The organism is Streptomyces sp. NPDC006174 (genome assembly GCF_040614075.1).
Lineage (GTDB): Bacteria > Actinomycetota > Actinomycetes > Streptomycetales > Streptomycetaceae > Streptomyces.
This window is the reverse complement of record NZ_JBEXTJ010000011.1, coordinates 134,577-158,462: the sequence shown is the minus strand read 5'-3', so window position 1 is coordinate 158,462 and position 23,886 is coordinate 134,577. Positions and strand designations below refer to the sequence as shown.

Below are 23,886 nucleotides of genomic sequence, written 5' to 3'. Positions count from 1 at the left end.
TCCCAGGCAGCCACCGGCCCACCGTAGGATGGTGCACATGGCAAAGACCGGTACGACGACCCAGGGGCTGCGCGCGGCGATCGAGCGCAGTGGCTACTACCCGGCCCTCGTGGCCGAGGCGGTCGAGGCCGCCGTCGGCGGGGAGCCGGTCGCCTCGTACCTGGTCCACCAGGAGACCACGTTCGACTCCAACGAGGTCCGCCGCCATGCCACGGTCCTCGTGCTGACCGAGAACCGCTTCATCGTCAGCCACACCGACGAGCAGGCCGCCGACACCACCTCCCCGACGCCGTACGCCACCACCTCCACGGAGTCGGTCAAGCTCGACCGGATCTCCTCCGTCGTGGTCAGCCGCGTGGTGGCCAACCCGGAGAAGTACGTCGCGGGCACGCTGCCCCGCGAGGTCGTCCTCACCATCGGCTGGGGCGCGGTCTCCCGGATCGACCTGGAGCCCGCCGCCTGCGGCGACGCCAACTGCGAGGCCGACCACGGCTACACGGGCAGCTCCACCGCCGACGACCTGAGCCTGCGCGTCAGCGAGGCCGGCGACGGACCGGACGCCGTCCGCCAGACCCTCGCCTTCGCCCAGTCCCTCTCCGAGGCCACGGCCGCCACCGCCGCGACCGGCCGGTGATGGCCCAGGCCGCCTGGCAGGACCCGGTCCCGCTCGCTCTCGACACCGCTCCCGTCCCGGCGTACGGCAGCGGCTCGCTCGCCGATCTGCTGCCGACGCTCGCGGCCGGCCAAGGTGTGGAAGGCCTCACCGCCACCATCTCCGAGCTGACGCCCGCCGACCGCAACTGCGTCTTCCTGATCGACGGCCTCGGCTGGGAGCAGATCAAGGCCCATCCGGACGAGGCGCCTTTCCTGCACTCGCTGCTCCCCACCTCGCTCGGCAACACCGGCCGCCCGATCACCGCCGGCTTCCCGTCCACCACCGCGACCTCGCTCGCCTCGGTCGGTACGGGACTCCCGCCCGGCGCCCACGGCCTGCCCGGCTACACCGTGCGCGACCCGGAGACCGGCGCGCTGATGAACCAGCTCCGCTGGCGGCCGTGGACCGAGCCGAAGGTCTGGCAGCCGTATCCGACGGTCTTCCAGCTGGCCGACGCGGCGGGCGTGCGCACCGCGCAGGTCTCCTCGCCGGACTTCGAGCGCACGCCGCTCACCAAGGTCGCGCTCAGCGGCGGTTCCTTCCTCGGCCGGCTCTCCGGCGAGGACCGGATGGACGTCGCCGCCCAGCGCCTCGCCGCCGGTGACCGCTCGCTCGTCTACACGTACTACAGCGAGGTCGACGGCAAGGGCCACCGCTTCGGTGTCGACTCCGACGCCTGGCGCGGCCAGTTGATGTACGTCGACGGGCTCGCCCAGCGCCTCGCGGAACAGCTGCCTCCGCGCTCCGCGCTCTACATCACCGCCGACCACGGCATGATCGACATCCCGTTCGACGAGCAGTCCCGGATCGACTTCGACGAGGACTGGGAGCTGCGTGCCGGCGTCGCGCTGCTCGGCGGCGAGGGCCGCGCCCGCCATGTCTACGCGGTGCCCGGTGCTCAGGGAGACGTCCTGGCCGTCTGGCGCGAGGTGCTCGGCGAGCAGTTCTGGGTGGCGAGCCGGGACGAGGCGATCGCGGCGGGCTGGTTCGGGCCCGTGATCGACGAGCGGGTGTACGGCCGGATCGGCGATGTGGTCGCCGCCGCCCACGACGACGTCGTCATCACGGCGTCGGTCAACGAGCCGCACGAGTCGGCGATGGTCGGCATGCACGGCTCGCTGACCCCCGTCGAACAGCTCGTCCCGCTGCTCGAAGTACGCTCGTAACCGCGTTTCTCCCTCTGTGACCCTCCCTGTGAAAGGTGCTCGACCCCTCATGCCCGAGCTGGTGTTCTTCTCCGGAACCATGGACTGCGGAAAGAGCACGCTGGCCCTGCAGATCGGTCACAACCGTTCCGCGCGCGGCCTCCAGGGCGTGATCTTCACCCGCGACGACCGTGCGGGCGAGGGCAAGCTCTCCTCCCGGCTCGGCCTGGTGACGGACGCCGTCGAGGCGGACGAGGGCATGGACGTGTACGCGCACATCGTCGACCGGATCAGCCGCGGCGGCCGGGTCGACTACGTGATCGTGGACGAGGCGCAGTTCCTCGCTCCGGCCCAGATCGACCAGTTGGCCCGGGTCGTCGATGATCTCGGCCTGGACGTCTTCGCGTTCGGCATCACCACCGACTTCCGCACCAAGCTGTTTCCCGGTTCCCAGCGGCTGATCGAGCTGGCCGACCGGATAGAGGCCCTCCAGGTCGAGGCGCTCTGCTGGTGCGGCGCCCGCGCCACGCACAACGCCCGTACGGTGGACGGCGAGATGGTCGTCGAAGGCGCCCAGGTCGTCGTCGGCGACGTCAACCGGCAGGCGGGCGAGGTCGGTTACGAGGTGCTCTGCCGACGCCACCACCGCCGCCGGCTCACCGCCGAGACGGCCCGCGCGGGCACGCTCTCGCCGGACGTGCTGCCGGTCGCCGCCGAAAGCTAGGGGGTGTCCGGCGGATCGGAGCCGCGTCCACGACGCCTGGTACTTCCCCAAGCTCTCGGCTGCGCTCGAGCAGGGGAGGCCCCATCCCTCGCGGCGTTGCCGAAACGTCCGAATCGCTCTGCGATGAGGACGCTGCCGGCGCCTTGCGATGCACCGCACCGGACGCCGCGCCCTTGTCGGCCCTGATCCGCCGGACACTCCCTAGCCGCCCCGAAGGCGTTTCAGCCCTCGGACGTCCGTACGATCGTGAACGCCGCGCCCTCCGGATCCGCCACCGTCGCCAGCCTCCCGCTCGCTCCTTCGCGCGGCGGCTGCAGGATGTGTCCGCCCAGCTCCACCACCCGGGCGGCCGACTCGTCCACGTCGGCGACCTCGAAGTACGTCATCCAGTGCGGGCCCCGGTCGCGCGGCAGCGACTGGCCGACGCCGTGCAGCGCGGCCACCGGGACGCCGGCCAGGTGCAGGGTCTGGTAGTCGAAGTCGGCGGAGACCACCGCCTCGGTCTCGTAACCGAAGACGGTCTGGTAGAACTTCGCGACCATCGAGGTCTCGCGGGTCACCAGCTCGTTCCAGACCGGCGTGCCGGGGACGCCGGCCGTCATGGTCCCGACGTGCTCCGAGCCCTGCCAGACGCCGAACACGGCCCCGCCCGGGTCCGAGGCGATGGCGAGCCGGCCCGCCTCGCCCGCGTCGATCGGTCCGACCGCGACCGTGCCGCCGCAGGAGCGGATCGCCTCGGCCGTCAGATCCGCGTCGTCCGTCGCCAGGTAGGTGGTCCAGGCGATCGGGAGGTGCCGGTCCGGCGGCAGCTGGCCGATGCCCGCGACCTCCTTGCCGTCGAGCAGCCCGCGGACGTAAGGGCCCAGCTGGTCGGGCCCCGGCCGGAACTCCCAGCCGAACAGCGCTCCGTAGAACTCCTGGGTCGCGCCCAGGCCGTGCACGATCAGACTCACCCAGCAAGGTGTTCCGGGCGTGCGCCGGGCAGCAGCCTCGGTCATCGTCTTGTCTCTCCTCGGACCGTTGTGTGGCCGGACAGGGAACAGGGCGCGTACGGCGCTCCCGGGTCAGGACGCGGTCCGCGTACCCCGTGGAGATGCTCGCACCACCCGGCGCCGGTGCGGCTCCGGCCGCGCCGCGTTCTCCGGGTTCTCGACGGACGAAGACCGCTCTGTCGCGGTATGTCCGCCCGGGCGCTGGTACGGGTGCCACGGCCTCTGCGCGAGGATGGCACCCATGAAGCCCATCATCACCGCATCCGCATACGCGAGCGAGTCGGCGGGACCGCGGCCGCCGGTGCTCCTGGACGTCCGCTGGCAGCTGGGCGGTCCGCACGGCCGTCCGGACTACGAGGCCGGCCATCTGCCCGGCGCCGTCTTCGTCGACCTCGACACGGAACTGGCCGGACCGGCGGGCAGCGGCGGCCGCCACCCGCTTCCGGACCCGGAGGCCTTCGGCGCCGTGATGCGCCGCGCCGGGATCGGCCAGGACACTCCGGTCGTGGTCTACGACGGCGGACAGGGCTGGGCCGCCGCGCGCGCCTGGTGGCTGCTGCGCTGGACGGGACACCCGGACGTACGGGTCCTGGACGGCGGGCTCGCCGCGTGGACCGGCGACCTCACCGCCGAGATCCCGCACCCCGCCGAAGGCGATTTCCGGCCGAACCCCGGCGCCCTGCCCACGCTGGACGCGGACGCGGCCGCAGCTCTCGCCCGTACGGGACTGCTCCTGGACGCACGGGCGGCCGAGCGCTATCGCGGCGACCTGGAGCCGATCGACCGCGTCGGCGGCCACATCCCCGGTGCCGTCTCCGCCCCGACCACGCAGAACGTGACCGAGGACGGCCGTTACCTTCCGGCCGAACGGCTTGCCGAGCGGTTCGCCGCGCTCGGAGCGGGGAAGAGCGGCGGGCCCGTCGGCGTGTACTGCGGATCGGGTGTCTCCGGCGCACACGAGGTGCTCGCTCTGGAGATCGCCGGCATCCCCGCCGCGCTCTATCCCGGATCCTGGTCCGAATGGTCCGCCGACCCCGCCCGCCCGGTCGCCACCGGCCCCGAGCCGGCCTGACGATCGGGAGCACGGAGAGGGGCCCGTACGCGATGGCGTACGGGCCCCTCTCCCACCGACCGGCACTCCCGGTCAGTCCTGCTTCTTGCGGCGGGTGCCGAAGACGATCTCGTCCCAGCTCGGCACGGCGGCACGGCGTCCCGGACGGACCCCGTCCGCCTCGGCCTGACGGTCCGTCGTCCCGGTGAGCCGGTCGCGGTGACCGGCCACCGCTCTCGGCATCAGCACATCCGCGTACGCCGATCCGGCACCGGCGGAGGCCGCGGCGGCGGGCGGCTCCTCGGTCTCGGCCTCCTCCTCGGCCGCGGGCTCCAGCGCGGGCGGCTCGGGCTGCGTGGGCCGCTCCGGCACGACCATGTCGCCGCGGAAGCTCGGCACCGCTTCCAGCAGGCTGGTCAGCGAGTCGCGCTCACCGGCCGAGGCGCTGCTCACGTACTCCTCCGGCTCCGGAGCCGGCGAGGGCCGCTCGGTGTGGCGCTCGATCTGCCGGTCGAGAGCGCGGTCCAGCGGCCGGTCGCGCGGCAGCCGGGCGATCCGGGGCACGAACGGGAAGCTCGGCTCGGGCGCGGCGCCGTCGCTCTCACCGATCAGTGAGCGCGCCTCGTCGTCGAGGGCCTGGACCAGCCGGCGCGGCGGGTCGTACGTCCAGCTCGCCGAGTGCGGTTCGCCCGCGACCCGGTAGACGAGCAGGACCTCCCAGGTGCCGTCGTCACGGCGCCAGGAGTCCCACTGGACGGTCTCCTTGTCGGCGCCGCGCAGCAGGAGCCGCTCCTGCACCGCCTCGCCGAGCTGGGGTCCGGTGTTCTCGCCGGGACGGCGCACGGGAGTCTTCCGGGCCCGCTCGGCCATGAAGGCGCGCTCCGCGAGGACGGGGCCCTCGAAGCGGCGTACGCGGTCGACCGGGATGCCGGCGAACTGGGCGACCTCCTCCGCGGAGGCACCGGCCCGTATGCGGGCCTGGATGTCGCGGGGACGGAGGTGGCTCTCCACCTCGATCTCGATCTGGCCGAGCCGGGCGCGGTCGTTGCGCACGGCGGCGCGCAGCCGCTCATCGATCGGAAGCGTGTATTCCGTGCTGTCCGCAGCCTTGAGCACCAGTCGTGTGCCGTCGTTGGAGACGGCCACGACACGCAGTTCGGGCATGGGGACCTCCCGGGTGGTGCCTGCCGACGTCACGTGCGTCGCTGCTTCCGCTAGTCGAGTGTGACCTGCCCGGGTGCAGCCTGCCACAACCTTGCCAAGTTGCCCGGCGTGTCGGGCGCTCACTCTGGAACCCCACCATGACACGGTTGCCTCTTGCGTCCCAAAGTGACCGATTTGGCCGCTCTGTGCAGCAAGCACCCGTGCAATGCGTTGGCGCCGCCGGTTCGAGTGCCGCTGCCGGCCCCTCTCCCGTAGCTGCGGATCCCCACGTGGGAGTCCGCCCCAGGGCTCGTACGGTACTCCATTCGGGCCACTTGGGTGGACCGGCGCGCCGCCGAACTTCTCGGGAGGCGCGGGAGTTGAGTCACCCGGTTCCCCGTGAAATGCCCCTGATGCGTGTTGTGCTTCACACAATCGCCGGAAACGGAACTATCCACTTCGCTCATTTGTCCCTTCCTGTTGCATGGTGGGAGAGATGTCAAGCAGGGGCTGGTAATGGTTCAGAAGTCGGAAAGTGACACAGAACCCAAGGAAAGGCGCATCGATCTGAGTCTGCCGCAGGTCGCCGGGAGTGCGGTGGCGGCCGTCGCGGCAGCCGTGGCGGCCTCGCAGCTGGGCGTGTACGGCACGATCGCCGGGGCCGGCGTGATGAGCGTCGTCGCCACCTGCGGCGGCTCCGTCTTCCAGCACTTCTTCCGCCGCACCGGCGAGCAGATCCGCGAGGTGACGGTCCAGGTGACCCACCCGGAGGGCCGCCAGGTGACGGTGCACACGAAGGAGACGACTCCCTCGGCGCACAGAGCCGCCGAGCGGCGACCGCAACCGGAGCCGACGCCAGGTCCGACGGACGACGCCACCACGGTGCTGCCCACGGTCGACCCGGGCGCGGTCCCGGAGGTGGTCCCGGACGCTGCCTCCGACCCGGAGAGCACGCAGCTGCTGAGGCCCGTCGCCGACCCGGACCGTACGCGGATGCTTCGGCCGGACCTGAACCGTACGCAGATGCTGCCGCAGGTCGGAGACCGTACGCAGGTCCTGCCGCAGGCCGCGACGGGTGCGACCGCCGAGGACGACGCGTTCACCGAAGGCACCACGCACGGCACCAGGCTCCGCGGCTGGAAGCGGCCCGCGCTCGCGGCCGCCGCCGTCTTCGCCGTCTCCATGGCCGGGATCACCGCCTTCGAGGTGTTCTCGGGCAACGACCTCAGCGGCGGCAAGGGGACCACCCTCGGCTCCGTCGTACGCGGCGGTGGCGGCGACCGCGACTCCGGTCCGGCCGGTCCGACGCCTTCCGGAGAGACCGGCCAGGACGGCGGGGAGGACCAGCGGCAGACGCCGGACGACGGCGACGAGGACGGCAGCGGCACCGGTTCCGCACCCGCCACCGACCCGAGCGACGGCAACAGCCAGAGCCCGGACCCCGGTTCGGGAACGGGCGGCGAGAAGCCGGACACCGGATCCACGCCCATGCCGACGCCTTCGGGCTCCGGTGACGGGCAGACCACACCTGCGCCGACGCCGACCCCGTCCGCCCCCGACGGCGGCGGGACCGGCGCCCCCGACTCGACGACCGCCCCCGGCCAGGGCGAGCAGGCCCCGCCTGCCAACGGCACCGGCGGCGAGTGACGACGTACCGCAGGAAACACCTCGGCCCCCTTGAGACGCTTCAAGGGGGCCGACGGCGTACCGGGAGTCACTCGCCGAGGACGCGCCGCAGGTAGTCGTTGCCGAACATCCGGTCCGGGTCGAGCCGGTCGCGTACGGCGGTGAACTCGCCGAAGCGCGGATAGACCTCCGCCAGGTAGGCCGCGTCCCGGGTGTGGATCTTGCCCCAGTGCGGCCGGCCCGCGTGCGCGGTCATGATCCGTTCGACCGCCGTGAAGTACGAGCGGTGCGGCGTGCCCTTGTAGAGGTGGACGGCGATGTACGCGCTGTCGCGGCCCGAGGCGGTCGAGAGGGTCATGTCGTCGGCGGGCGCGGTGCGCACCTCGACCGGGAAGCTGATCTTCAGCGGTGAGCGCTCGACCATCGCCTTCACCTCCCGCAGCGCCGCCACGGCCCGCTCGCGCGGAACGGCGTACTCCATCTCCACGAACTTCACCCGGCGCGGGCTGGTGAACACCTTGTACGGGATGTCGGTGTAGGTCCGGGCGGACAGCGCGCGGCTGGAGAGCTTGGCGATCGACGGGATGGCCGGCGGGATCACCCTGCCGACCGAACACGCCACCTGGAAGACGCCGTTGGAGAGCAGCTCGTCGTCGATCCAGCTGCTCATCCTGTTGGGCGGGGCGGCGGGGCCGGCGCTGCGGTTGTTGCGCTTGGTGCTGCAGTTGCCGGTGTGCGGGAACCAGTAGAACTCGAAGTGCTCGTTCTCGGCGACCAGCTGGTCGAAGTCGGCCGTGACCCGGTCGAAGGTCATCGGCTCCTCACGGGCGGTCAGCAGGAAGACCGGCTCCACGGCGAGCGTGACGGCGGTGATCACGCCGAGAGCGCCGAGCCCGACCCGGGCCGCGGCGAAGATCTCCGGGTTCTCCTGCTCCGAGCAGACCAGCACCATGCCGTCGGCGGTGACCAGCTCCAAGGCGCGGATCTGGGCGGATATCGACGCCGAGTCACGGCCGGTGCCGTGCGTGCCGGTGGAGGTCGCGCCGGCGATCGTCTGCTCCATGATGTCGCCCATGTTGGTGAGCGAGAGGCCCTCACGGGCGAGCGCGGTGTTGAGGCGCTTGAGCGGAGTGCCCGCCTCCACGGTGACGGTCATGGTCGTACGGTCGATGTCGCGGATGCCGGTGAGCAGGTCCGGCCGTATCAGGACGCCGTCGGTGGCGGCCGCCGCCGTGAAGGAGTGGCCGGTGCCGACCGGCTTGACCGTGAGGCCCTCCGCGCGCGCCCGGCGCACCACGTCCACCAGCTCGTCCACGGACGCGGGTGACTCGGCCCGGGCCGGCCGGGCGGTGACGGTCCCCGCCCAGTTACGCCACGCGCTCGTCGTCGTCCGTGCGTAGGTGTCGGTCATCTTCCCCGCGCCCTCCGGTAGGAGCCGGCTTCGCCAGCCGGCGGTACCCCAGGAACGCCACCGCCGCCGCGAGCGCTCCCGCCACGGCGGGCACCGCGTACCCCGACTTCGCCCCGGCGGCGTCGACCACCCAGCCTGCGGCCGAGGAGCCGAGCGCCACTCCGACCGCGAGCCCGGTACTGGTCCAGGTCATGCCCTCGGTCAGCTTGGTGCGCGGTACGTGCGCTTCGACGAGAGCCATGGTGGTGACCATCGTCGGTGCGATGGCGAGGCCCGCGACAAAGAGCGCCACGGCCAGCAACGTAAGGTTCCCGGCCAGTTGGAGGGGGATCATACTCACGGCCATCGCGCAGACCCCCACCAGCCACCTGGTCGCGGGCTTCCCCTTCAGGTGCAGCAGCCCGAAGACGGCCCCGGCCAGGCAGGAACCGAGCGCGTAGACGGCCAGCACGAGAGAGGCCGCCGCCTTGTGGCCGCTCTCCTCGGCGAAGGCCACGGTCACCACGTCGACGGCACCGAAGATCGCGCCGGTCGCCACGAAGGTGGCCACCAGGACCTGGAGGCCCGGCGAGCGCAGCGCCGAGCCGCCGGTGTGGAGCGACTTCGGATGCGGGATCGGCTCGGTGGCGCGCTGAGCGGTCAGCCAGAAGACGCCGACGAGGAGGAAGGCGGCGGCGATCAGCGGACCGGCCTCCGGGAACCAGGCGGTGGAGAGGCCGATCGAGATGATCGGGCCGAAGATGAAGCACACCTCGTCGACGATCGACTCCCAGGAGTACGCCGTGTGCAGCTCGCGGCTGGAACCCCGGTAGATCGCCGCCCAGCGGGCCCGGACCATCGACCCCACGCTCGGCACACAGCCCGCGCCCGCCGCGAAGACGAACAGCGTCCAGTCCGGCGCGCCCTGCTGCGCGCAGATCAGCAGCCCCGCCACCGCCGCCACCGCGACCAGCGTGGTGGGCCGCAGCACGCGCCGTTGTCCGTACCGATCGACCAGCCGCGAGACCTGCGGACCGAAGACCGCGGCCGCCATGGCTAGCGTCGCCGTGAGCGCTCCGGCCAGTCCGTAACGGCCGGTGAGCTGCGAAATCATGGTCACGACGCCGATGCCCATCATGGACAACGGCATCCGCCCGAACAAGCCCGCGGCGGAGAACCCCTTGGTACCAGGGGCGGCGAAGATGGCGCGGTAGGGGCTGGGCAAGAGGTACTCCGGTCGTGCCTGTCATGCGTGTAGCCGGCTGATACAGCTTACGGCCGTGCGGAGGTGCCCGACACCGGATTTCGGAGCGTGCGGAGGCGCGGAAGGGGCGTGCGGCCGTCAAGGGTTCCGGCTCTTGCCGACGGACCGTCGGATGTCGGTTGCCGCGCTGTCAGCGGCGGGTGGCAGGATCGGTGTCATGTCCGATCTGCGCGATCCCGCTCCCTACGACGCCCTGCTGCTGCTCTCCTTCGGCGGTCCCGAGGGCCCGGACGACGTGGTTCCGTTCCTGGCGAACGTGACCCGTGGCCGCGGTATCCCCGAGGAACGGCTCAAGGAGGTCGGCCAGCACTACTTCCTCTTCGGCGGGGTCAGCCCGATCAACGCCCAGAACCGTGCGCTGCTGGACGCGCTCCGCCAGGACTTCGCCGACCACGGCCTGGACCTGCCGGTCTACTGGGGCAACCGCAACTGGGCGCCGTACCTCACCGACACCCTGCGCGAGATGACCGCCGACGGGCACCGCCGGATCGCCGTCCTCGCGACCAGCGCGTACGCCTCGTACTCGGGCTGCCGCCAGTACCGCGAGAACCTCGCCGAGTCGCTGGCGGTCCTGGAGGCGGAGGGCCTCGACGTGCCGCGCGTGGACAAGCTGCGCCACTACTTCAACCATCCCGGCTTCGTGGAGCCCATGGTGGACGGCGTGCTCGCCTCCCTCGCCGACCTGCCCGAAGACGTTCGTACGAGCGCTCACCTGGCCTTCACCACGCACTCCATCCCGACCTCCGCCGCCGACGCCTCCGGCCCCATGGAGGAGCACGGTGACGGCGGCGCGTACGTCGCGGAGCACCTGGAGGTCGCCCGGCTGATCGTGGAGGCGGTGCGCGAGGCGACCGGCGTCGAGTACCCGTGGCAGCTCGTCTACCAGTCCCGCAGCGGCGCCCCGCACATCCCGTGGCTGGAGCCGGACATCTGCGACCACCTGGAGACCCTCCACGGCGAAGGCGTGCCCGCCGTCGTGATGGCGCCCATCGGCTTCGTCTCGGACCACATGGAGGTCCTGTACGACCTGGACACCGAGGCCACCGCGAAGGCCGCCGAGCTGGAGCTCCCGGTCCGCCGGTCCGCGACGGTGGGCGACGACCCGCGCTTCGCCGCCGCCGTACGGGATCTGCTCCTGGAGCGCGCGGCGCGTGAGCGGGGCCGCGAGGTGAAGCCCTGCGCGCTGGGCTCCCTCGGCCCGTCCCATGACCTCTGTCCGGTCGGCTGCTGCCCGGCCAGGGCCCCGAAACCGGCCGCGGCGGGCGCCGACAGCCCGTACGCGTGAAGCCGCTGCCGTACGCGTGGCCCGTGGCGTCCTCGTACGCCAGAAGAGCCTCCAGTACGCGCACGCCCTGTGTTCTCGTCGAGCCCCTGGGAGCCCCCGTGACCGACCCCGCCCTGTCCGAACTGCTCGACCTCGCCCTGGAGGCCGCCCGCCGCGCCGGAGCCCTGCTGCGCGACGGCCGTCCCGCCGACCTCGGCGTGGCCGCGACCAAGTCCAGCCCCATCGACGTGGTCACCGAGATGGACATCGCCGCCGAGAAGCTGATCACCGGCTACCTCTCCGACTTCCGTCCCGACGACGGCTTCCTCGGCGAGGAGGGCGCCAGCTCGCCGGGCTCCACCGGCATCCGCTGGGTCATCGACCCGCTCGACGGCACCGTGAACTACCTCTACGGCCTGCCGACCTGGGCCGTCTCCATCGCCGCCGAGCGCGACGGTGAGCGGGTCGTCGGCGTCGTCGAGGCCCCGATGCGCGGCGAGACGTACCAGGCGGTCCTGGGCGGCGGTGCGTACGCGAACGGCAACGCCCTGCGCTGCCGGCCCGCACCGCCGCTCGACCAGGCCCTCGTCTCGACCGGCTTCAACTACGTCAGCGACGTCCGCGCCCACCAGGCGGACGTCGCCCAGCAGCTGATCCCGAGGCTCCGGGACATCCGGCGCAGCGGCTCGGCGGCCGTGGACCTCTGCGATGTGGCGGCCGGGCGGCTGGACGGCTACTACGAGCGCGGACTGCACCCCTGGGACCTGGCCGCGGGCGACCTCATCGCGCGGGAGGCGGGCGCGCTGACCGGCGGCCGTCCCGGGCTTCCGGCCGACGGCGACCTCACGGTGGCGGCCACGCCCGGCGTCTTCGAGCCGCTGCAGGACGCGCTGGACGAGCTGGGTGCCTGGCACGACTGACCCGCCGAAGCCCTGGTGGGGGCTGTGCGGGGTGCGGAGCACAGCAGAGGGCCCCGGGCGCCATGACGGCATCCGGGGCCCTCTCCCGTACGGCTCAGACGCTTGTGGCGCCGATGTGCACGCCGTGCTCGGCCGCGAGGCGGTGCAAGTCGTCCAGCTCGCCCTGCTCGACATCCGCCAGGAAGTCGTCGCCGTCCTCGCGAGCCCGCGTGAGGTCGGACTCGGTGGTCTTGATGCGGTGCAGCAGACCTGCGGTGAAAGCGTCCATGATGCGCCCCCTCATCGTGGGTCGGTGGCACGGGGGTGTGCCCGGGATGCCTCCGGCCGGGGAGCCGGAGGAGCGGGTGATCTCGCCGCTCTCCGGGGAACGGAGAAGGGGCCGTGGGGTGCCACGGGCCGGGGCGTGATCGCGGGTGTGAACCCCTCTTCCCCATGCGCAGACTCAGAGAAACCTCAACTGACCGGTAATTCCGCCCCCTTCTCCGGCCCCGGTCGGCCCAGCGCCGTCTTACCGCCGGTTTATACGCGTTGCGGGCAGGATGGACGCACACGGTCGGCCCCTCTCGGGGCCGTTCGCCGTGTGAACCCGTAGAAGGACCTAAGGAAGGACTGCGCTGTGCGCGTACTCGTCGTCGAGGACGAGCAGCTGCTCGCCGATGCGGTGGCCACCGGACTGCGCCGGGAGGCCATGGCCGTCGACGTCGTCTACGACGGTGCCGCGGCTCTGGAGCGCGTCGGGGTCAACGACTACGACGTCGTCGTGCTGGACCGGGACCTTCCGGTGGTGCACGGCGACGACGTCTGCCGCAAGGTCGTCGAGCTCGGCATGCCCACCCGGGTCCTCATGCTCACCGCCTCCGGCGACGTCAGCGACCGGGTCGAGGGCCTGGAGCTGGGCGCCGACGACTACCTGCCCAAGCCCTTCGCCTTCAGCGAGCTGACCGCCCGCGTACGCGCGCTGGGCCGCCGTACGACGGTGGCACTGCCGCCCGTCCTGGAGCGCGCCGGCATCAAGCTCGACCCGAACCGGCGCGAGGTCTTCCGCGACGAGGTGGAGATCCAGCTCGCTCCGAAGGAGTTCGCGGTGCTGGAGGTCCTGATGCGCAGCGAGGGCGCGGTCGTCTCGGCGGAGCAGCTCCTGGAGAAGGCCTGGGACGAGAACACCGACCCCTTCACCAACGTGGTGCGGGTCACGGTCATGACGCTCCGCCGCAAGCTCGGCGAACCGCCCGTCATCGTCACCGTGCCGGGCTCCGGATACCGGATCTGAGGACCATGGCCACCACCCCGCCGCCTCCGACGGCACCCCCGAAGCCCACCTGGGAGCCCAAGCAGCAGGACCCTCCGTACCCGTGGCTGCGGCCGACCATCCGGATACGGCTCACCCTGCTGTACGGCGGGATGTTCCTGATCGCGGGCATCCTGCTGCTCTCGATCATCTACATGCTGGCCGCGCAGGCCCTCCAGGTGGGCAGCAAGCTGCCGTTCGAGATCGTGAGCGGCCGGGTCGCCAGCGACATCTGCGCCCTGCCGAACGGTCCCTCCCCGGAGGCCTTCAACGCGGCGATGAACGCCTGCGTCAACGAGCAGCGCAAACAGGCGCTGGAGACCTTGCTGAACCGTTCGCTGCTGGCGCTCGTCGGCCTCAGCATCATCGCGTTCGCCTTCGGTTACGCCATGGCCGGCCGCGTCCTGTCCCCGCTCGGCCGGATCACCCGGACCGCGCGCAGGGTGGCGGGCACCGACCTGACCCGGCGGATCGAGCTGGACGGGCCGGACGACGAGCTGAAGGAGCTCGCGGACACCTTCGACGACATGCTGGACCGGCTGGAGCGCGCGTTCACCGCGCAGCAGCGGTTCGTCGGCAACGCCTCGCACGAGCTGCGCACGCCGCTGGCGATCAACCGCACGCTGCTGGAGGTCCACCTCTCCGATCCGGAGGCCCCGCCCGAGCTCCAGCAGCTCGGGAAGACGCTGCTGGCCACCAACGAACGCAGTGAGCAACTGGTGGAGGGGCTGCTGCTGCTGGCCCGCAGCGACAACCAGATCATCGAGCGCAAACCGGTCGACCTCGCCGAGGTCGCCGACCGGGCCATCGACCAGGCCCGGGCGGAGGCGGTGGCGCGGAAGGTCGAGATCCGCGGTGAGCGGTCCGCCGTCGTCGTCCAGGGCAACGGGGTCCTGCTGGAGCGGATCGCGCTGAACCTCGTACAGAACGCCGTGCGCTACAACGTGGCCGAGGACGGCTGGGTGGAGGTCGACACCTCCGTGCAGCCCGGACAGGCCCTGCTGACCGTCTCGAACACCGGCCCCGTGGTGCCGGCGTACGAGATCGACAACCTCTTCGAGCCCTTCCGGCGGCTGCGCACCGAGCGCACGGGCAGCGACAAGGGGGTCGGACTCGGCCTGTCGATCGCCCGATCCGTCGCGCGGGCCCACGGAGGCCGTATCATCGCGGAGCCCCGCGAAGGCGGCGGTCTCGTGATGCGCGTCACCCTGCCGGTCTGAGAGGCTGCACGGTGTGATTCTGCACCGAATCTCCATGTTCGCTTTGGGCGGAATTTTCAGGACCCGTTCCCGGGCGAGCCGTGTGTGATCGATCACAGAGACCGTTTTCGGGTCATCTACGCTCCGTGATCGCATCCGGTTCGGAAAGCCGGTAATCGTCCGGGTTTTCGGGGGGTGCTATCACGGGAAGTACACGGGGTGGCGCCTGTGAACTGCACAGTCGGGACCGTGTACGGTCCCCATCGCCACCCAAGCCGAGCCTCACCGAGGCGGCCGGTTGGGTGTCGATTGAGTAACAGACCTTGATGTGAGGCAAAATCTCCGCCTCAGGTCGGGCACAAGTCCGGCCTCTCACGCGTTACGTGCGCTGAGACACCCGCAGACACCCAAGAGGGGGAGAGCGACATGGCAACGGATTACGACACCCCACGCAAGACCGACGACGACGTGGACCAGGACAGCCTCGAAGAGCTCAAGGCTCGTCGGAGCGACAAGACGGCATCCGCCGTCGACGTCGACGAGTTCGACGCCGCCGAAGGCCTCGAACTGCCCGGCGCGGACCTCTCCAACGAGGAGCTGGCCGTCCGGGTCCTGCCCAAGCAGGCCGACGAGTTCACCTGCATGAGCTGCTTCCTGGTGCACCACCGCAGCCAGCTGGCCCGCGAGAAGAACGGTCAGCCCATCTGCCGCGACTGCGACTGAGGGCGGGTCGGCCGTGGCAGGCGACACACCGTTCCGGAAGCGGCGCCCGTGGCGCCGGCACGGACCGGAGGCGAATCAGGGCGGCACAGGCCCGGCAGCAGGCGTCAGCCCGTCTGCCGAGCGGTCCGCCGCCCTGCCGGACCCCTCCGGTGTCCCCGGTCCCGGTGACTCCGGTACCTCCGACGACGAGCGGGGCCGTTCGGCCTCGCTCGAAGTGGCGGGCGCGGCAGGCCTGCCGGACCGGAGCGGAGAGCAGGACCAGGCGGAGCCCACGACCGGGGCAGGCCGCCTGAACGCGGTGAAACGGGGGGTACGCAAGGGCGGGGAGGGCGCGCGTGTCCTGGCCGGCCAGCTGGCCGACCGGATCATCGAAACGGCTCCCCGCGTCCCGGTGCGCGATCTCGCCACCCTGCGCAAGCAGTTTCCCGGGCTGGGGCCCGAGGAGCTCGCCGACAAGCTGGTGGCAGGCGCGAGCCGGGCCAGCGCCACCGTCGGCGCCGGCATCGGAGCGGCCGCCATGCTGCCCGTGCCACCCGCCATGCTCGCCGAGCTGGCGGCCGAGGTCACCGGCGTTGCCGCGGTCGAGATGAAGCTCGTCGCCGAGCTCCACGAGGTCTACGGCCACCGCCCGCCGGGCAACCTCGCCCAGCGCTCCACCGCGTATCTGACGTCGTGGACGGAGGAGCGCGGTATCGACGTCACCCGGCCCACCACACTCAACACGGCCCTGGGCGGCCAGATGAAGCGCGAGCTGCGCCAGCAGATCACCAAGCGCATGGCCCGCAACCTGCCCAACCTGATCCCGTTCATGATCGGCGCCGCCGTCGGCGCCACGATGAACCGTCGCGACACCCGCAAGCTCGCCGACCGGATCAGGAGCGACCTGCGCAAGCAGCAGATCCCCTGGGACCGGCTCGCCGAGCTGCCGCCGCTGGAGCGGCCCGCCGTGCCGGTCGTCCTGCCCAAGGAGATCGAAGGCTCCTGACCGGCGCCTCACGGACCGTCCTCAGGCCGCCGGTACGCCGGCCAGCGCCGCCGCCAGAGCCTTCGGGTCCCGGGTGGAGAGGAAGACGTACGGAGTCGGGTCGTCCGGATCCGTGACCTCCACCCGCACCGCCGTCCCCACATAGCTGCGCAGCAGCATGAAGGCGCGCGCGTCCGCCTTGTGCGTGCGCCAGGCGCGCGCCTCCTCGGCCTCCAGCACCTCGGGCTCCCCGAGCGCCGAGAGCGGAATACGGGCGTCACCCGCCACCAGCGCCCCGCCGACCACCCGGATCCGGGCGGAGCCGTAACTGCTCACCGCGGCCGCGGCCGCCGCCGTACCGCCGACCAGTCCGGCGAGCAGCGGCAGGGAGCCGAGCGGCAGAAGCATCAGCGCACAGGCGACACCGATCCCGAAGGCGATGAACCACCAGGAACGGGGCGCGGTGAGACGTTCGTCGAAGGGCGGTGCGGAAGGCTGCATGGAACCAAGCTTGGCACGGCGCGACCGGCGCGCCGCCGCGCGGGTAAGGTCTGCGCCTGTGAGTGGAACATCAGCAGCTCTGACACCCCCGGCCGATGCCGTCGCCCCGGTGCGGCACCCGGACGCCCCGCCTCCCGGGGAGCCTCTCGGCGCGCATTACGAGCACTGTTTCGGCTGCGGTGACGGACAGCCCCACGGCCTGCACCTGATGGCGCGGGCCGGTGAAGGCGTGAGTGTGACCGCCGAGTTCACCGTCAAGCCCGCCCACCAGGGCGCTCCCGGCCTCGCCCACGGCGGCGTGCTCGCCACCGCGCTGGACGAGACGCTCGGCTCGCTGAACTGGCTGCTGCGCACGATCGCGGTGACCGGACGGCTGGAGACCGACTTCGTGCGGCCCGTCCCGGTGGACACCGTGCTGCACCTGGACGCCCGCATCACCGCCGTACACGGCCGGAAGATCTACTCCACGGCCACCGGCCGGATCGGCGGCCCCGAGGGCCCCGTCGCGGTCCGGGCCGACGCGCTGTTCATCGAGGTCAAGGTGGACCACTTCATCGAGAACGGGCGGCCCGCCGAGATCCAGGCCGCTATGTCCGACCCCGACCAGGTCAGGCGCGCCCGTGCCTTCGAGGTGAACCCGTGACCCGCAATCCCGTCGACGTACTCATCCGCCTGCTGGACCCGGACGTACCGATTCCGGCGTACGGACACCCGGGCGACGCCGGGGCCGACCTGGTGACCACGGAGGCCGCCGAACTCGCCCCCGGCGAGCGCGCGGTGCTGCCCACCGGCGTCTCGATCGCCCTGCCCGACGGGTACGCCGCCTTCGTGCACCCGCGCTCCGGCCTCGCGGCCCGCTGCGGAGTGGCCCTCGTGAATGCCCCGGGGACGGTTGATGCCGGGTACCGTGGGGAGATCAAGGTGATCGTGGTCAACCTCGATCCGCGCGAGAGCGTGCGGTTCGAACGGTTCGACCGGATTGCCCAATTGGTTGTCCAGCAGGTCGAGAAGGTGCGCTTCCACGAGGTGGCGGAACTTCCCGGCTCGGCGCGGGCCGAAGGGGGCTTCGGGTCCACCGGCGGCCATGCGTCGGTGGACGTCGCCGAGGGCGGGATCACCCACGGTGGGAACAGCTACGCTTCGGTCGTATCCGACCGGGAAGGACAGTGACGTGTTCGGACGTCGCAAGAAGAGTGGTTCCGCCGAGGACGCGGCGGACGAGGTGCGCGAGGCCGAGCAGGTCGCCGACGAGAGCGCCGACGGGGCCGCGCCGAGCGCCCGCCGGACGAATCTTCCGCCGGCCCCCCGGCCCGACGGACCCTGGGACAGCACCGAGGTCTCGCAGCCCGGCGAGGGCCGGGTCGACCTGGGCGGCATTCTCGTGCCCGGGGTCGAGGGCATGGAGCTGCGGGTAGAGGTGGCCGGTGACGCGATCGTCGCCGCCACCGTCGTGCTCCGCGACAGCGCGGTCCAGCTGCAGGCCTTCGCCGCACCCAAGCGCGAGGGCATCTGGGGCGAGGTCCGCGAGGAGATCGCCTCCGGCATCACGCAGCAGGGCGGCATCATCGACGAGGTCGAGGGCCCGCTGGGCTGGGAGCTGCGCGCGCAGGTCCCCGTACAGCTCCCGGACGGCACCAACGGTGTCCAGCTGGTGCGCTTCGTCGGCGTCGACGGGCCCCGCTGGTTCCTGCGCGGAGTCATCTCCGGCCAGGGCGCCGTCCAGCCGGAGGCCGCGGGCCTGCTGGAGACGATCTTCCGGGACACCGTGGTGGTCCGCGGGGAGGCCCCGATGGCCCCTCGCGACCCGATCGTCCTGAAGCTCCCCAACGACGCCCAGATGGTGCCCGAGGGCGTCCAGCAGGAGGAGCAGGAGGGCTCGAAGTTCTCCGGCGGCATGGGCCAGCTCCAGCGTGGCCCGGAGATCACCGAGGTCCGCTAGCGGTAGTACGTCACCACAGCATCGCGGCCGGTGGGCCGCACCCTTCGCCAGGGTGCGGCCCACCGGCCTTTCCACGTCTCCTGGCCCGGTCCGCCGGCCGAGGGCGCGTATGGGGCGCGTATCGGGCACGTACAAGGACTGTCAAGAGCCGGGCCGCTGCCGTAAGGAGTCTGTCAACGCCGCTGGTGGGAGCCGTTTTCGGCGGTTTGCTCAGGGGGTCCGAGAAACCGAACCTCCCTAGGAGCACACGATGGCCGATCTGGCCTTCGTCGCCACCACGATCGCGGTCTTCGCGCTGGTGGCCCTCATCGCCCGAGCGGTGGGCAAACTGTGACCGCCGAGAACATCGTCGGCCTGATCGTGGCCGCCGCCCTGCTGGGCTACCTCGTCCTCGCCCTCCTCCACCCGGAGAGGTTCTGAGCCCGACATGAGCCCCGTCCTCGCCGGTCTCCTCCAGCTGTTCGCCCTCGTCGCGGCACTGGGCCTGGCCTACCGTCCCCTCGGCGACCACATGGCCCGGGTCTACACCTCCACCCGCCACCTGCGGGCCGAGAGGTGGATCTACCGGGCCGTCGGCGCCGACCCGTCCGCCGAGATGCGCCGGCCCGCCTATCTGCGCGCGGTCCTGGCCTTCTCCTTCGTCGGCGTCCTGTTCCTCTACGTGCTCCAGCGGGCGCAAGGGGTCCTGCCCGGCTCCCTGGGCTTCGCCTCGATCGACCCCGACCAGGCGTTCAACACCGCCGCCTCCTTCGTCACCAACACCAACTGGCAGTCGTACGCCGGTGAACAGGCCATGGGCCACCTCGTGCAGACCGGCGGCCTGGCGGTGCAGAACTTCGTCTCCGCCGCCGTCGGCATGGCTGTCTCCGCGGCCCTCGTACGCGGCTTCGCCCGGACCCGCACCGGGGAGCTCGGCAACTTCTGGACCGACCTGGTGCGCGGCACCGTACGCGTCCTGCTGCCGATATCCGTGGCCGGCGCCCTGGTCCTGGTCGCCTGCGGGGCCATCCAGAACTTCTCCGGCATCCACGGCGTCGGACAGTTCCTCGGCACCACCCAGCAGTGGAACGGCGGCGCGGTCGCCTCGCAGGAGGCCATCAAGGAGCTGGGAACCAACGGCGGCGGCTACTTCAACGCCAACTCCGCCCACCCCTTCGAGAACCCCACACCGCTCTCCAACCTGTTCGAGGTCTTCCTCATCCTGCTCATCCCGACCGCGCTGACCCGCACCTTCGGCCGGATGACGGGCTCGGTGAGACAGGGGTACACGCTCCTCGCCACGATGGCGGTCATCTGGATCGGCTTCACGGCGCTGATGCTGTGGACCGAGTCCGCCCACCGGGGACCGGCCTTCGAGATCGCCGGCGGCGCCATGGAGGGCAAGGAGACCCGCTTCGGGATCGCCGGCTCGGCGGTCTTCGCGGTCGCCACGACGCTGACCTCGACCGGAGCGGTGAACTCCTTCCACTCCTCGTACACCGGTCTCGGCGGCGGTATCACGATGCTGGGCATGCAGCTCGGCGAGATCGCCCCCGGCGGCGTCGGCTCCGGTCTCTACGGCATGCTGATCATGGCGGTCATCGCGGTGTTCATCGCCGGTCTCATGGTCGGCCGGACCCCGGAGTACCTGGGCAAGAAGATCGGCATCCGGGAGATCAAGCTCGCCGCCTGCTACCTCCTCGTCACCCCGGCGCTCGTCCTCGGCCTCACCGCCGTGGCCATGGCCCTGCCCACCGCCCGCGACTCGATGACGAACACGGGACCGCACGGCTTCTCCGAGGTCCTCTACGCCTACACCTCGGCCGCCAACAACAACGGCTCCGCCTTCGCCGGGCTGGCCGCCGACACGCCGTGGTTCAACACCACCCTCGGCATCGCGATGCTGCTCGGCCGCTTCCTGCCGATCGTCCTCGTCCTGGCCCTGGCCGGCTCACTGGCCGAACAGAGGTCCGTCCCCGCCACCACCGGCACCCTCAGCACCCACAAGCCCCTGTTCAGCGGAGTGCTCCTCGCCATGATCCTGATCGTCACCGGTCTCACCTACTTCCCGGCCCTGGCACTGGGCCCGCTGGCTGAAGGGCTCGCGTCATGAGCACGCTCACCGACCCCCGTGCGGCGCGACAGGCGCCGCACGCCGACCACAGGCCCGCCGGGACCCGCGTCGGCTCCAGGACCCTCGACGCCCGGCTGATGCTCCGGTCCCTGCCCGACGCGGTACGCAAACTGGACCCCCGGGTCATGGTGAAGTCCCCGGTGATGTTCGTCGTCCTGATCGGCTCGGTGCTCACCACCGTGCTCGCGGCGCTGGATCCGGGCGACTGGTTCGGCTGGGCGATCACCGGCTGGCTCTGGCTCACCACGCTCTTCGCCAATCTGGCGGAGGCGGTCGCGGAGGGGCGGGGGAGGGCGCAGGCCGAGACCCTGCGCCGGGCCAGGACCGACACCGTCGCCCGCCGCGTCACCGGCTCCGGTGAGGAACGGGTCGCCGGGACGGAGCTGCGCATCGGAGACCTGGTGGTCTGCGAGGCCGGGGACACCGTCCCCGGAGACGGGGACGTGATCGAAGGCGTCGCCTCCGTGGACGAATCCGCCATCACCGGCGAATCGGCGCCGGTCATCCGGGAGTCCGGCGGCGACCGCTCGGCCGTCACCGGCGGTACGAAGGTGCTCTCCGACCGCGTCGTCATCAGGATCACCACCAAGCCCGGAGAGACGTTCATCGACCGGATGATCGGCCTGGTGGAAGGCGCGGCACGGCAGCGGACACCCAACGAGATCGCCCTGAACATCCTGCTGGCCTCCCTGACGATCGTCTTCCTCCTGGCCGTCGTCTCGCTCCAGCCGTTCGCGGTGTACGCGGGCGCCGAGCAGTCGATGATCGTGCTGACGGCCCTGCTGGTCTGCCTGATCCCCACCACCATCGGCGCTCTGCTCTCCGCCATCGGCATCGCGGGCATGGACCGCCTCGTCCAGCGCAACGTGCTGGCCATGTCGGGACGCGCGGTCGAGGCGGCGGGCGACGTGTCGACGCTGCTCCTCGACAAGACCGGCACCATCACCCTCGGCAACCGGCAGGCGGCCGCGTTCGTCCCGGTGGAGGGGGTGGGCGAGGAGGAGCTCGCCGGGGCCGCACGCCTCTCCTCGCTCGCCGACGAGACGCCGGAGGGCCGGTCGGTCGTCGCCCTCGCGGAGGAGCGCCACGGGCCGTACGGGCAGGAGGCGGCGGCGGACGGTGCGGAGTGGATCGCCTTCACCGCGCGGACCCGGATGTCCGGGGTGGACCTGGACGGCCGCCGGGTCCGCAAGGGTGCGGCTCGGTCCGTGACCGCCTGGGTGCGGGGCCGGGGCGGCGAGGTCGCCGGTGGCGCGGGCGAGATCGCGGACCGGATCGCGGCGGCGGGTGGTACGCCGCTGCTGGTCGCCGTCGAGGACGCGCGCGGACCCCGGGTCCTGGGCGTCGTCCACCTCAAGGACGTGGTGAAGGAAGGGATGCCGGAACGGTTCGCCGAACTGCGCAGGATGGGCATCCGGACGGTCATGATCACCGGCGACAACCCGCTGACCGCACAGGCCGTCGCCGAGGAGGCGGGCGTCGACGACTTCCTGGCCGAGGCCACACCCGAGGACAAGATGGCCCTCATCAAGCGGGAGCAGGCCGGCGGACGGTTGGTCGCGATGACCGGCGACGGCACCAACGACGCCCCCGCGCTCGCCCAGGCCGACGTCGGCGTCGCGATGAACACCGGCACCTCGGCCGCCAAGGAGGCCGGGAACATGGTCGACCTGGACTCCGACCCCACCAAGCTCATCGAGATCGTCCGGATCGGCAAGCAGCTCCTGATCACCCGGGGCGCCCTGACCACGTTCTCCATCGCCAACGACGTCGCGAAGTACTTCGCGATCATCCCGGCCATGTTCGCCGTGGCCTACCCGTCGCTGGATCGCCTCAACATCATGCGTCTGGCCTCTCCCGAGTCCGCGATCCTCTCGGCCGTCGTCTTCAACGCGCTGATCATCGTGGTGCTCGTACCCCTGGCCCTGAAAGGCGTCCGCTACCGGCCCGCCGGCGCCGACGCGATGCTGCGGCGCAACCTCGGCCTCTACGGGCTCGGCGGCCTGATCGCCCCGTTCGCCGGCATCAAACTCCTCGACCTGCTCATCTCCCTCATCCCCGGAATCGGCTGATCCGCCATGACCCACACCTACGCCGGCACCACCGCCCGGCTGCTCGGAGCCGGGCTGCGCGCCCTGCTCGTCCTCACCCTGGTCTGCGGCGTCCTCTACCCGCTGGCCGTCACCGGAGCGGCCCAGGCCCTCTTTCCCGGCCGGGCCAACGGCTCGGAGATCACCGCCGGCGGCCGGACCGTCGGCTCGGAGCTCATCGGCCAGCGCTACGACCTCCCGGCGCGGAAGGGCGGCGAGGCGCCCGCACCCGACCTGCGGTGGTTCCAGCCCCGTCCCTCCGCCGGGCTCTCCACCAACAGCGTCAACACCCGGTACGACCTCCTCCTCTCCGGGGCCACCAACCTCTCCGGCGACAACGAGGAGCTGATCGGCCGGGTGAAGGCCGCCAAGGAGGCCGTCGTCGCCGACAACTCCGTACCGGGCCACCGCGTCCGCCTCCAGGACGTGCCGCCGGACGCCGTCACCTCCTCCGGGTCCGGCCTCGACCCGCACATCTCGCCGGCCTACGCCGAGCTCCAGGTCCGCCGGGTCGCCGCCCGCAACCACCTGGACGCCGACCGGGTGGCCGAGCTGGTCGCGCGCCACACCGAGGGACGGACGCTGGGCTTCGTCGGTGAGCCCAGGGTGAACGTCCTGCGACTCAACATCGCCCTGCGGGAGCTGGCGGACGCCGACTGACCGGCCCGACATCGCTCCACGGGACAGGACCGGCGCCCGCCTGACCGGCCCACTAACGCGGACCTCCCCGAGGAGGGCAGGCCCGCATCAGGGTCGCGTCACTGCCATCAGGGTTGCGTCAATACGGTTCTCACCTGCGCTCCCAGGTGCCGGAGCCACGGATTCGCGGAGTAGCGTCGTCAGCGGCAGCCGCACCCGGCGCCATCGGCCACCGGCACGGACGGCCGCAGGAAGA

General features: G+C 71.7%; 24 protein-coding genes. 18 read left to right on the top strand and 6 right to left on the bottom strand.

Annotated elements, in window-relative coordinates; all coding sequences use genetic code 11:
* Positions 1-37 precede the first annotated feature (37 nt).
* The 3 genes from ABZ267_RS24660 to ABZ267_RS24650 are packed head-to-tail and all read left to right on the top strand — an operon-like array spanning position 38 to position 2,524.
* Positions 38-634, top strand: coding sequence for a DUF5998 family protein (locus ABZ267_RS24660; protein WP_356749085.1), 597 nt, complete (start codon positions 38-40; stop codon positions 632-634).
* Entirely contained in the window at positions 634-1,821 is a 1,188-nt protein-coding gene (locus ABZ267_RS24655; RefSeq protein ID WP_356749083.1) for a nucleotide pyrophosphatase/phosphodiesterase family protein, read from the top strand. Before ABZ267_RS24660 ends, ABZ267_RS24655 begins: the two co-directional genes overlap by 1 nt.
* Positions 1,822-1,870: 49 nt before the next feature.
* Positions 1,871-2,524: a thymidine kinase gene (locus tag ABZ267_RS24650; RefSeq protein WP_356749081.1), complete on the top strand. Its 654-nt coding sequence runs from the start codon at positions 1,871-1,873 to the stop codon at positions 2,522-2,524.
* A 221-nt stretch (positions 2,525-2,745) separates the two neighbouring features.
* Here the strand turns inward: ABZ267_RS24650 and ABZ267_RS24645 are convergent, their stop codons facing one another.
* Positions 2,746-3,522 (bottom strand): VOC family protein, encoded by a 777-nt coding sequence (locus ABZ267_RS24645; RefSeq protein WP_356749079.1) that lies wholly within the window; start codon positions 3,520-3,522, stop codon positions 2,746-2,748.
* 235 nt (positions 3,523-3,757) lie between these two features.
* On the opposite strand from ABZ267_RS24645, the gene ABZ267_RS24640 reads away from it, so the two are divergent.
* On the top strand, positions 3,758-4,588 hold the full coding sequence (locus tag ABZ267_RS24640; RefSeq protein ID WP_356749078.1) for a sulfurtransferase: 831 nt from the start codon (positions 3,758-3,760) through the stop codon (positions 4,586-4,588).
* 72 nt (positions 4,589-4,660) lie between these two features.
* Here the strand turns inward: ABZ267_RS24640 and sepH are convergent, their stop codons facing one another.
* Positions 4,661-5,731 (bottom strand): septation protein SepH, encoded by a 1,071-nt coding sequence (sepH, locus tag ABZ267_RS24635; protein WP_356749076.1) that lies wholly within the window; start codon positions 5,729-5,731, stop codon positions 4,661-4,663.
* 495 nt (positions 5,732-6,226) lie between these two features.
* On the opposite strand from sepH, the gene ABZ267_RS24630 reads away from it, so the two are divergent.
* Positions 6,227-7,357: a hypothetical protein gene (locus tag ABZ267_RS24630; protein WP_356749074.1), complete on the top strand. Its 1,131-nt coding sequence runs from the start codon at positions 6,227-6,229 to the stop codon at positions 7,355-7,357.
* Between the two features lie 67 nt (positions 7,358-7,424).
* Here the strand turns inward: ABZ267_RS24630 and ABZ267_RS24625 are convergent, their stop codons facing one another.
* Positions 7,425-8,747 carry a D-arabinono-1,4-lactone oxidase gene (locus tag ABZ267_RS24625; protein ID WP_356749072.1) on the bottom strand — a complete coding sequence of 441 codons (1,323 nt, stop codon included), beginning with the start codon at positions 8,745-8,747 and terminating at the stop codon, positions 7,425-7,427.
* Positions 8,704-9,951 (bottom strand): MFS transporter, encoded by a 1,248-nt coding sequence (locus ABZ267_RS24620; RefSeq protein WP_356749070.1) that lies wholly within the window; start codon positions 9,949-9,951, stop codon positions 8,704-8,706. The genes ABZ267_RS24625 and ABZ267_RS24620 overlap by 44 nt, the downstream gene beginning before the upstream one ends.
* 196 nt (positions 9,952-10,147) lie before the next feature.
* Between ABZ267_RS24620 and ABZ267_RS24615 the strand changes: the two genes are divergently transcribed.
* Complete coding sequence (locus ABZ267_RS24615) at positions 10,148-11,275, top strand: ferrochelatase (RefSeq protein ID WP_356749068.1); 1,128 nt, start codon at positions 10,148-10,150, stop codon at positions 11,273-11,275.
* 98 nt (positions 11,276-11,373) lie between these two features.
* Positions 11,374-12,174 carry an inositol monophosphatase family protein gene (locus ABZ267_RS24610; RefSeq protein WP_356749067.1) on the top strand — a complete coding sequence of 267 codons (801 nt, stop codon included), beginning with the start codon at positions 11,374-11,376 and terminating at the stop codon, positions 12,172-12,174.
* Positions 12,175-12,268: 94 nt separating this feature from the next.
* Here the strand turns inward: ABZ267_RS24610 and ABZ267_RS24605 are convergent, their stop codons facing one another.
* Positions 12,269-12,442: a hypothetical protein gene (locus tag ABZ267_RS24605; protein WP_356749066.1), complete on the bottom strand. Its 174-nt coding sequence runs from the start codon at positions 12,440-12,442 to the stop codon at positions 12,269-12,271.
* Between the two features lie 348 nt (positions 12,443-12,790).
* On the opposite strand from ABZ267_RS24605, the gene ABZ267_RS24600 reads away from it, so the two are divergent.
* The 4 genes from ABZ267_RS24600 to ABZ267_RS24585 all read left to right on the top strand — a co-directional run bounded on the left by ABZ267_RS24600 (position 12,791) and on the right by ABZ267_RS24585 (position 16,369).
* Positions 12,791-13,444: a response regulator transcription factor gene (locus ABZ267_RS24600; RefSeq protein ID WP_356749064.1), complete on the top strand. Its 654-nt coding sequence runs from the start codon at positions 12,791-12,793 to the stop codon at positions 13,442-13,444.
* 5 nt (positions 13,445-13,449) lie between these two features.
* Complete coding sequence (locus ABZ267_RS24595; RefSeq protein WP_356749062.1) at positions 13,450-14,682, top strand: HAMP domain-containing sensor histidine kinase; 1,233 nt, start codon at positions 13,450-13,452, stop codon at positions 14,680-14,682.
* 405 nt (positions 14,683-15,087) lie between these two features.
* Complete coding sequence (locus tag ABZ267_RS24590) at positions 15,088-15,384, top strand: DUF4193 domain-containing protein (protein ID WP_003965732.1); 297 nt, start codon at positions 15,088-15,090, stop codon at positions 15,382-15,384.
* A 13-nt stretch (positions 15,385-15,397) separates the two neighbouring features.
* Entirely contained in the window at positions 15,398-16,369 is a 972-nt protein-coding gene (locus ABZ267_RS24585) for a hypothetical protein (protein ID WP_356749060.1), read from the top strand.
* A 21-nt stretch (positions 16,370-16,390) separates the two neighbouring features.
* Here the strand turns inward: ABZ267_RS24585 and ABZ267_RS24580 are convergent, their stop codons facing one another.
* Positions 16,391-16,849 carry a DUF3093 domain-containing protein gene (locus ABZ267_RS24580; RefSeq protein ID WP_356749058.1) on the bottom strand — a complete coding sequence of 153 codons (459 nt, stop codon included), beginning with the start codon at positions 16,847-16,849 and terminating at the stop codon, positions 16,391-16,393.
* 58 nt (positions 16,850-16,907) lie between these two features.
* Between ABZ267_RS24580 and ABZ267_RS24575 the strand changes: the two genes are divergently transcribed.
* The 7 genes from ABZ267_RS24575 (at position 16,908) to ABZ267_RS24545 (ending at position 23,651) form a co-directional block, all read left to right on the top strand.
* A complete protein-coding gene (locus ABZ267_RS24575) occupies positions 16,908-17,492 on the top strand; it encodes a PaaI family thioesterase (RefSeq protein ID WP_356363668.1) in 585 nt (194 codons plus the stop codon).
* Entirely contained in the window at positions 17,489-18,019 is a 531-nt protein-coding gene (gene dut, locus ABZ267_RS24570; RefSeq protein ID WP_356749056.1) for a dUTP diphosphatase, read from the top strand. Before ABZ267_RS24575 ends, dut begins: the two co-directional genes overlap by 4 nt.
* Position 18,020: 1 nt before the next feature.
* Positions 18,021-18,788, top strand: a complete 768-nt coding sequence (locus ABZ267_RS24565; RefSeq protein WP_356749054.1) for a DUF3710 domain-containing protein — start codon at positions 18,021-18,023, stop codon at positions 18,786-18,788.
* A 330-nt stretch (positions 18,789-19,118) separates the two neighbouring features.
* On the top strand, positions 19,119-19,208 hold the full coding sequence (kdpF, locus tag ABZ267_RS24560) for a K(+)-transporting ATPase subunit F (protein WP_356749052.1): 90 nt from the start codon (positions 19,119-19,121) through the stop codon (positions 19,206-19,208).
* Between the two features lie 7 nt (positions 19,209-19,215).
* Positions 19,216-20,880 (top strand): potassium-transporting ATPase subunit KdpA, encoded by a 1,665-nt coding sequence (gene kdpA, locus ABZ267_RS24555; RefSeq protein ID WP_356749050.1) that lies wholly within the window; start codon positions 19,216-19,218, stop codon positions 20,878-20,880.
* The gene (gene kdpB, locus ABZ267_RS24550) at positions 20,877-22,973 is read left to right on the top strand and encodes a potassium-transporting ATPase subunit KdpB (RefSeq protein ID WP_356749048.1); all 2,097 of its coding nucleotides are present in this window, start codon (positions 20,877-20,879) and stop codon (positions 22,971-22,973) included. The genes kdpA and kdpB overlap by 4 nt, the downstream gene beginning before the upstream one ends.
* A 6-nt stretch (positions 22,974-22,979) precedes the next feature.
* On the top strand, positions 22,980-23,651 hold the full coding sequence (locus tag ABZ267_RS24545; protein WP_356749046.1) for a potassium-transporting ATPase subunit C: 672 nt from the start codon (positions 22,980-22,982) through the stop codon (positions 23,649-23,651).
* Positions 23,652-23,886: the final 235 nt, after the last annotated feature.

Coding starts and splice junctions, on each gene's coding strand:
- ABZ267_RS24660 (WP_356749085.1), top strand. CDS start 38: ATGGCAAAGACCGGTACGACGACCCAGGGGCTGCGCGCGGCGATCGAG.
- ABZ267_RS24655 (WP_356749083.1), top strand. CDS start 634: ATGGCCCAGGCCGCCTGGCAGGACCCGGTCCCGCTCGCTCTCGACACC.
- ABZ267_RS24650 (WP_356749081.1), top strand. CDS start 1,871: ATGCCCGAGCTGGTGTTCTTCTCCGGAACCATGGACTGCGGAAAGAGC.
- ABZ267_RS24645 (WP_356749079.1), bottom strand. CDS start 3,522: ATGACCGAGGCTGCTGCCCGGCGCACGCCCGGAACACCTTGCTGGGTG.
- ABZ267_RS24640 (WP_356749078.1), top strand. CDS start 3,758: ATGAAGCCCATCATCACCGCATCCGCATACGCGAGCGAGTCGGCGGGA.
- sepH (WP_356749076.1), bottom strand. CDS start 5,731: ATGCCCGAACTGCGTGTCGTGGCCGTCTCCAACGACGGCACACGACTG.
- ABZ267_RS24630 (WP_356749074.1), top strand. CDS start 6,227: ATGGTTCAGAAGTCGGAAAGTGACACAGAACCCAAGGAAAGGCGCATC.
- ABZ267_RS24625 (WP_356749072.1), bottom strand. CDS start 8,747: ATGACCGACACCTACGCACGGACGACGACGAGCGCGTGGCGTAACTGG.
- ABZ267_RS24615 (WP_356749068.1), top strand. CDS start 10,148: ATGTCCGATCTGCGCGATCCCGCTCCCTACGACGCCCTGCTGCTGCTC.
- ABZ267_RS24605 (WP_356749066.1), bottom strand. CDS start 12,442: ATGGACGCTTTCACCGCAGGTCTGCTGCACCGCATCAAGACCACCGAG.
- ABZ267_RS24595 (WP_356749062.1), top strand. CDS start 13,450: ATGGCCACCACCCCGCCGCCTCCGACGGCACCCCCGAAGCCCACCTGG.
- ABZ267_RS24590 (WP_003965732.1), top strand. CDS start 15,088: ATGGCAACGGATTACGACACCCCACGCAAGACCGACGACGACGTGGAC.
- ABZ267_RS24580 (WP_356749058.1), bottom strand. CDS start 16,849: ATGCAGCCTTCCGCACCGCCCTTCGACGAACGTCTCACCGCGCCCCGT.
- kdpA (WP_356749050.1), top strand. CDS start 19,216: ATGAGCCCCGTCCTCGCCGGTCTCCTCCAGCTGTTCGCCCTCGTCGCG.
- kdpB (WP_356749048.1), top strand. CDS start 20,877: ATGAGCACGCTCACCGACCCCCGTGCGGCGCGACAGGCGCCGCACGCC.
- ABZ267_RS24545 (WP_356749046.1), top strand. CDS start 22,980: ATGACCCACACCTACGCCGGCACCACCGCCCGGCTGCTCGGAGCCGGG.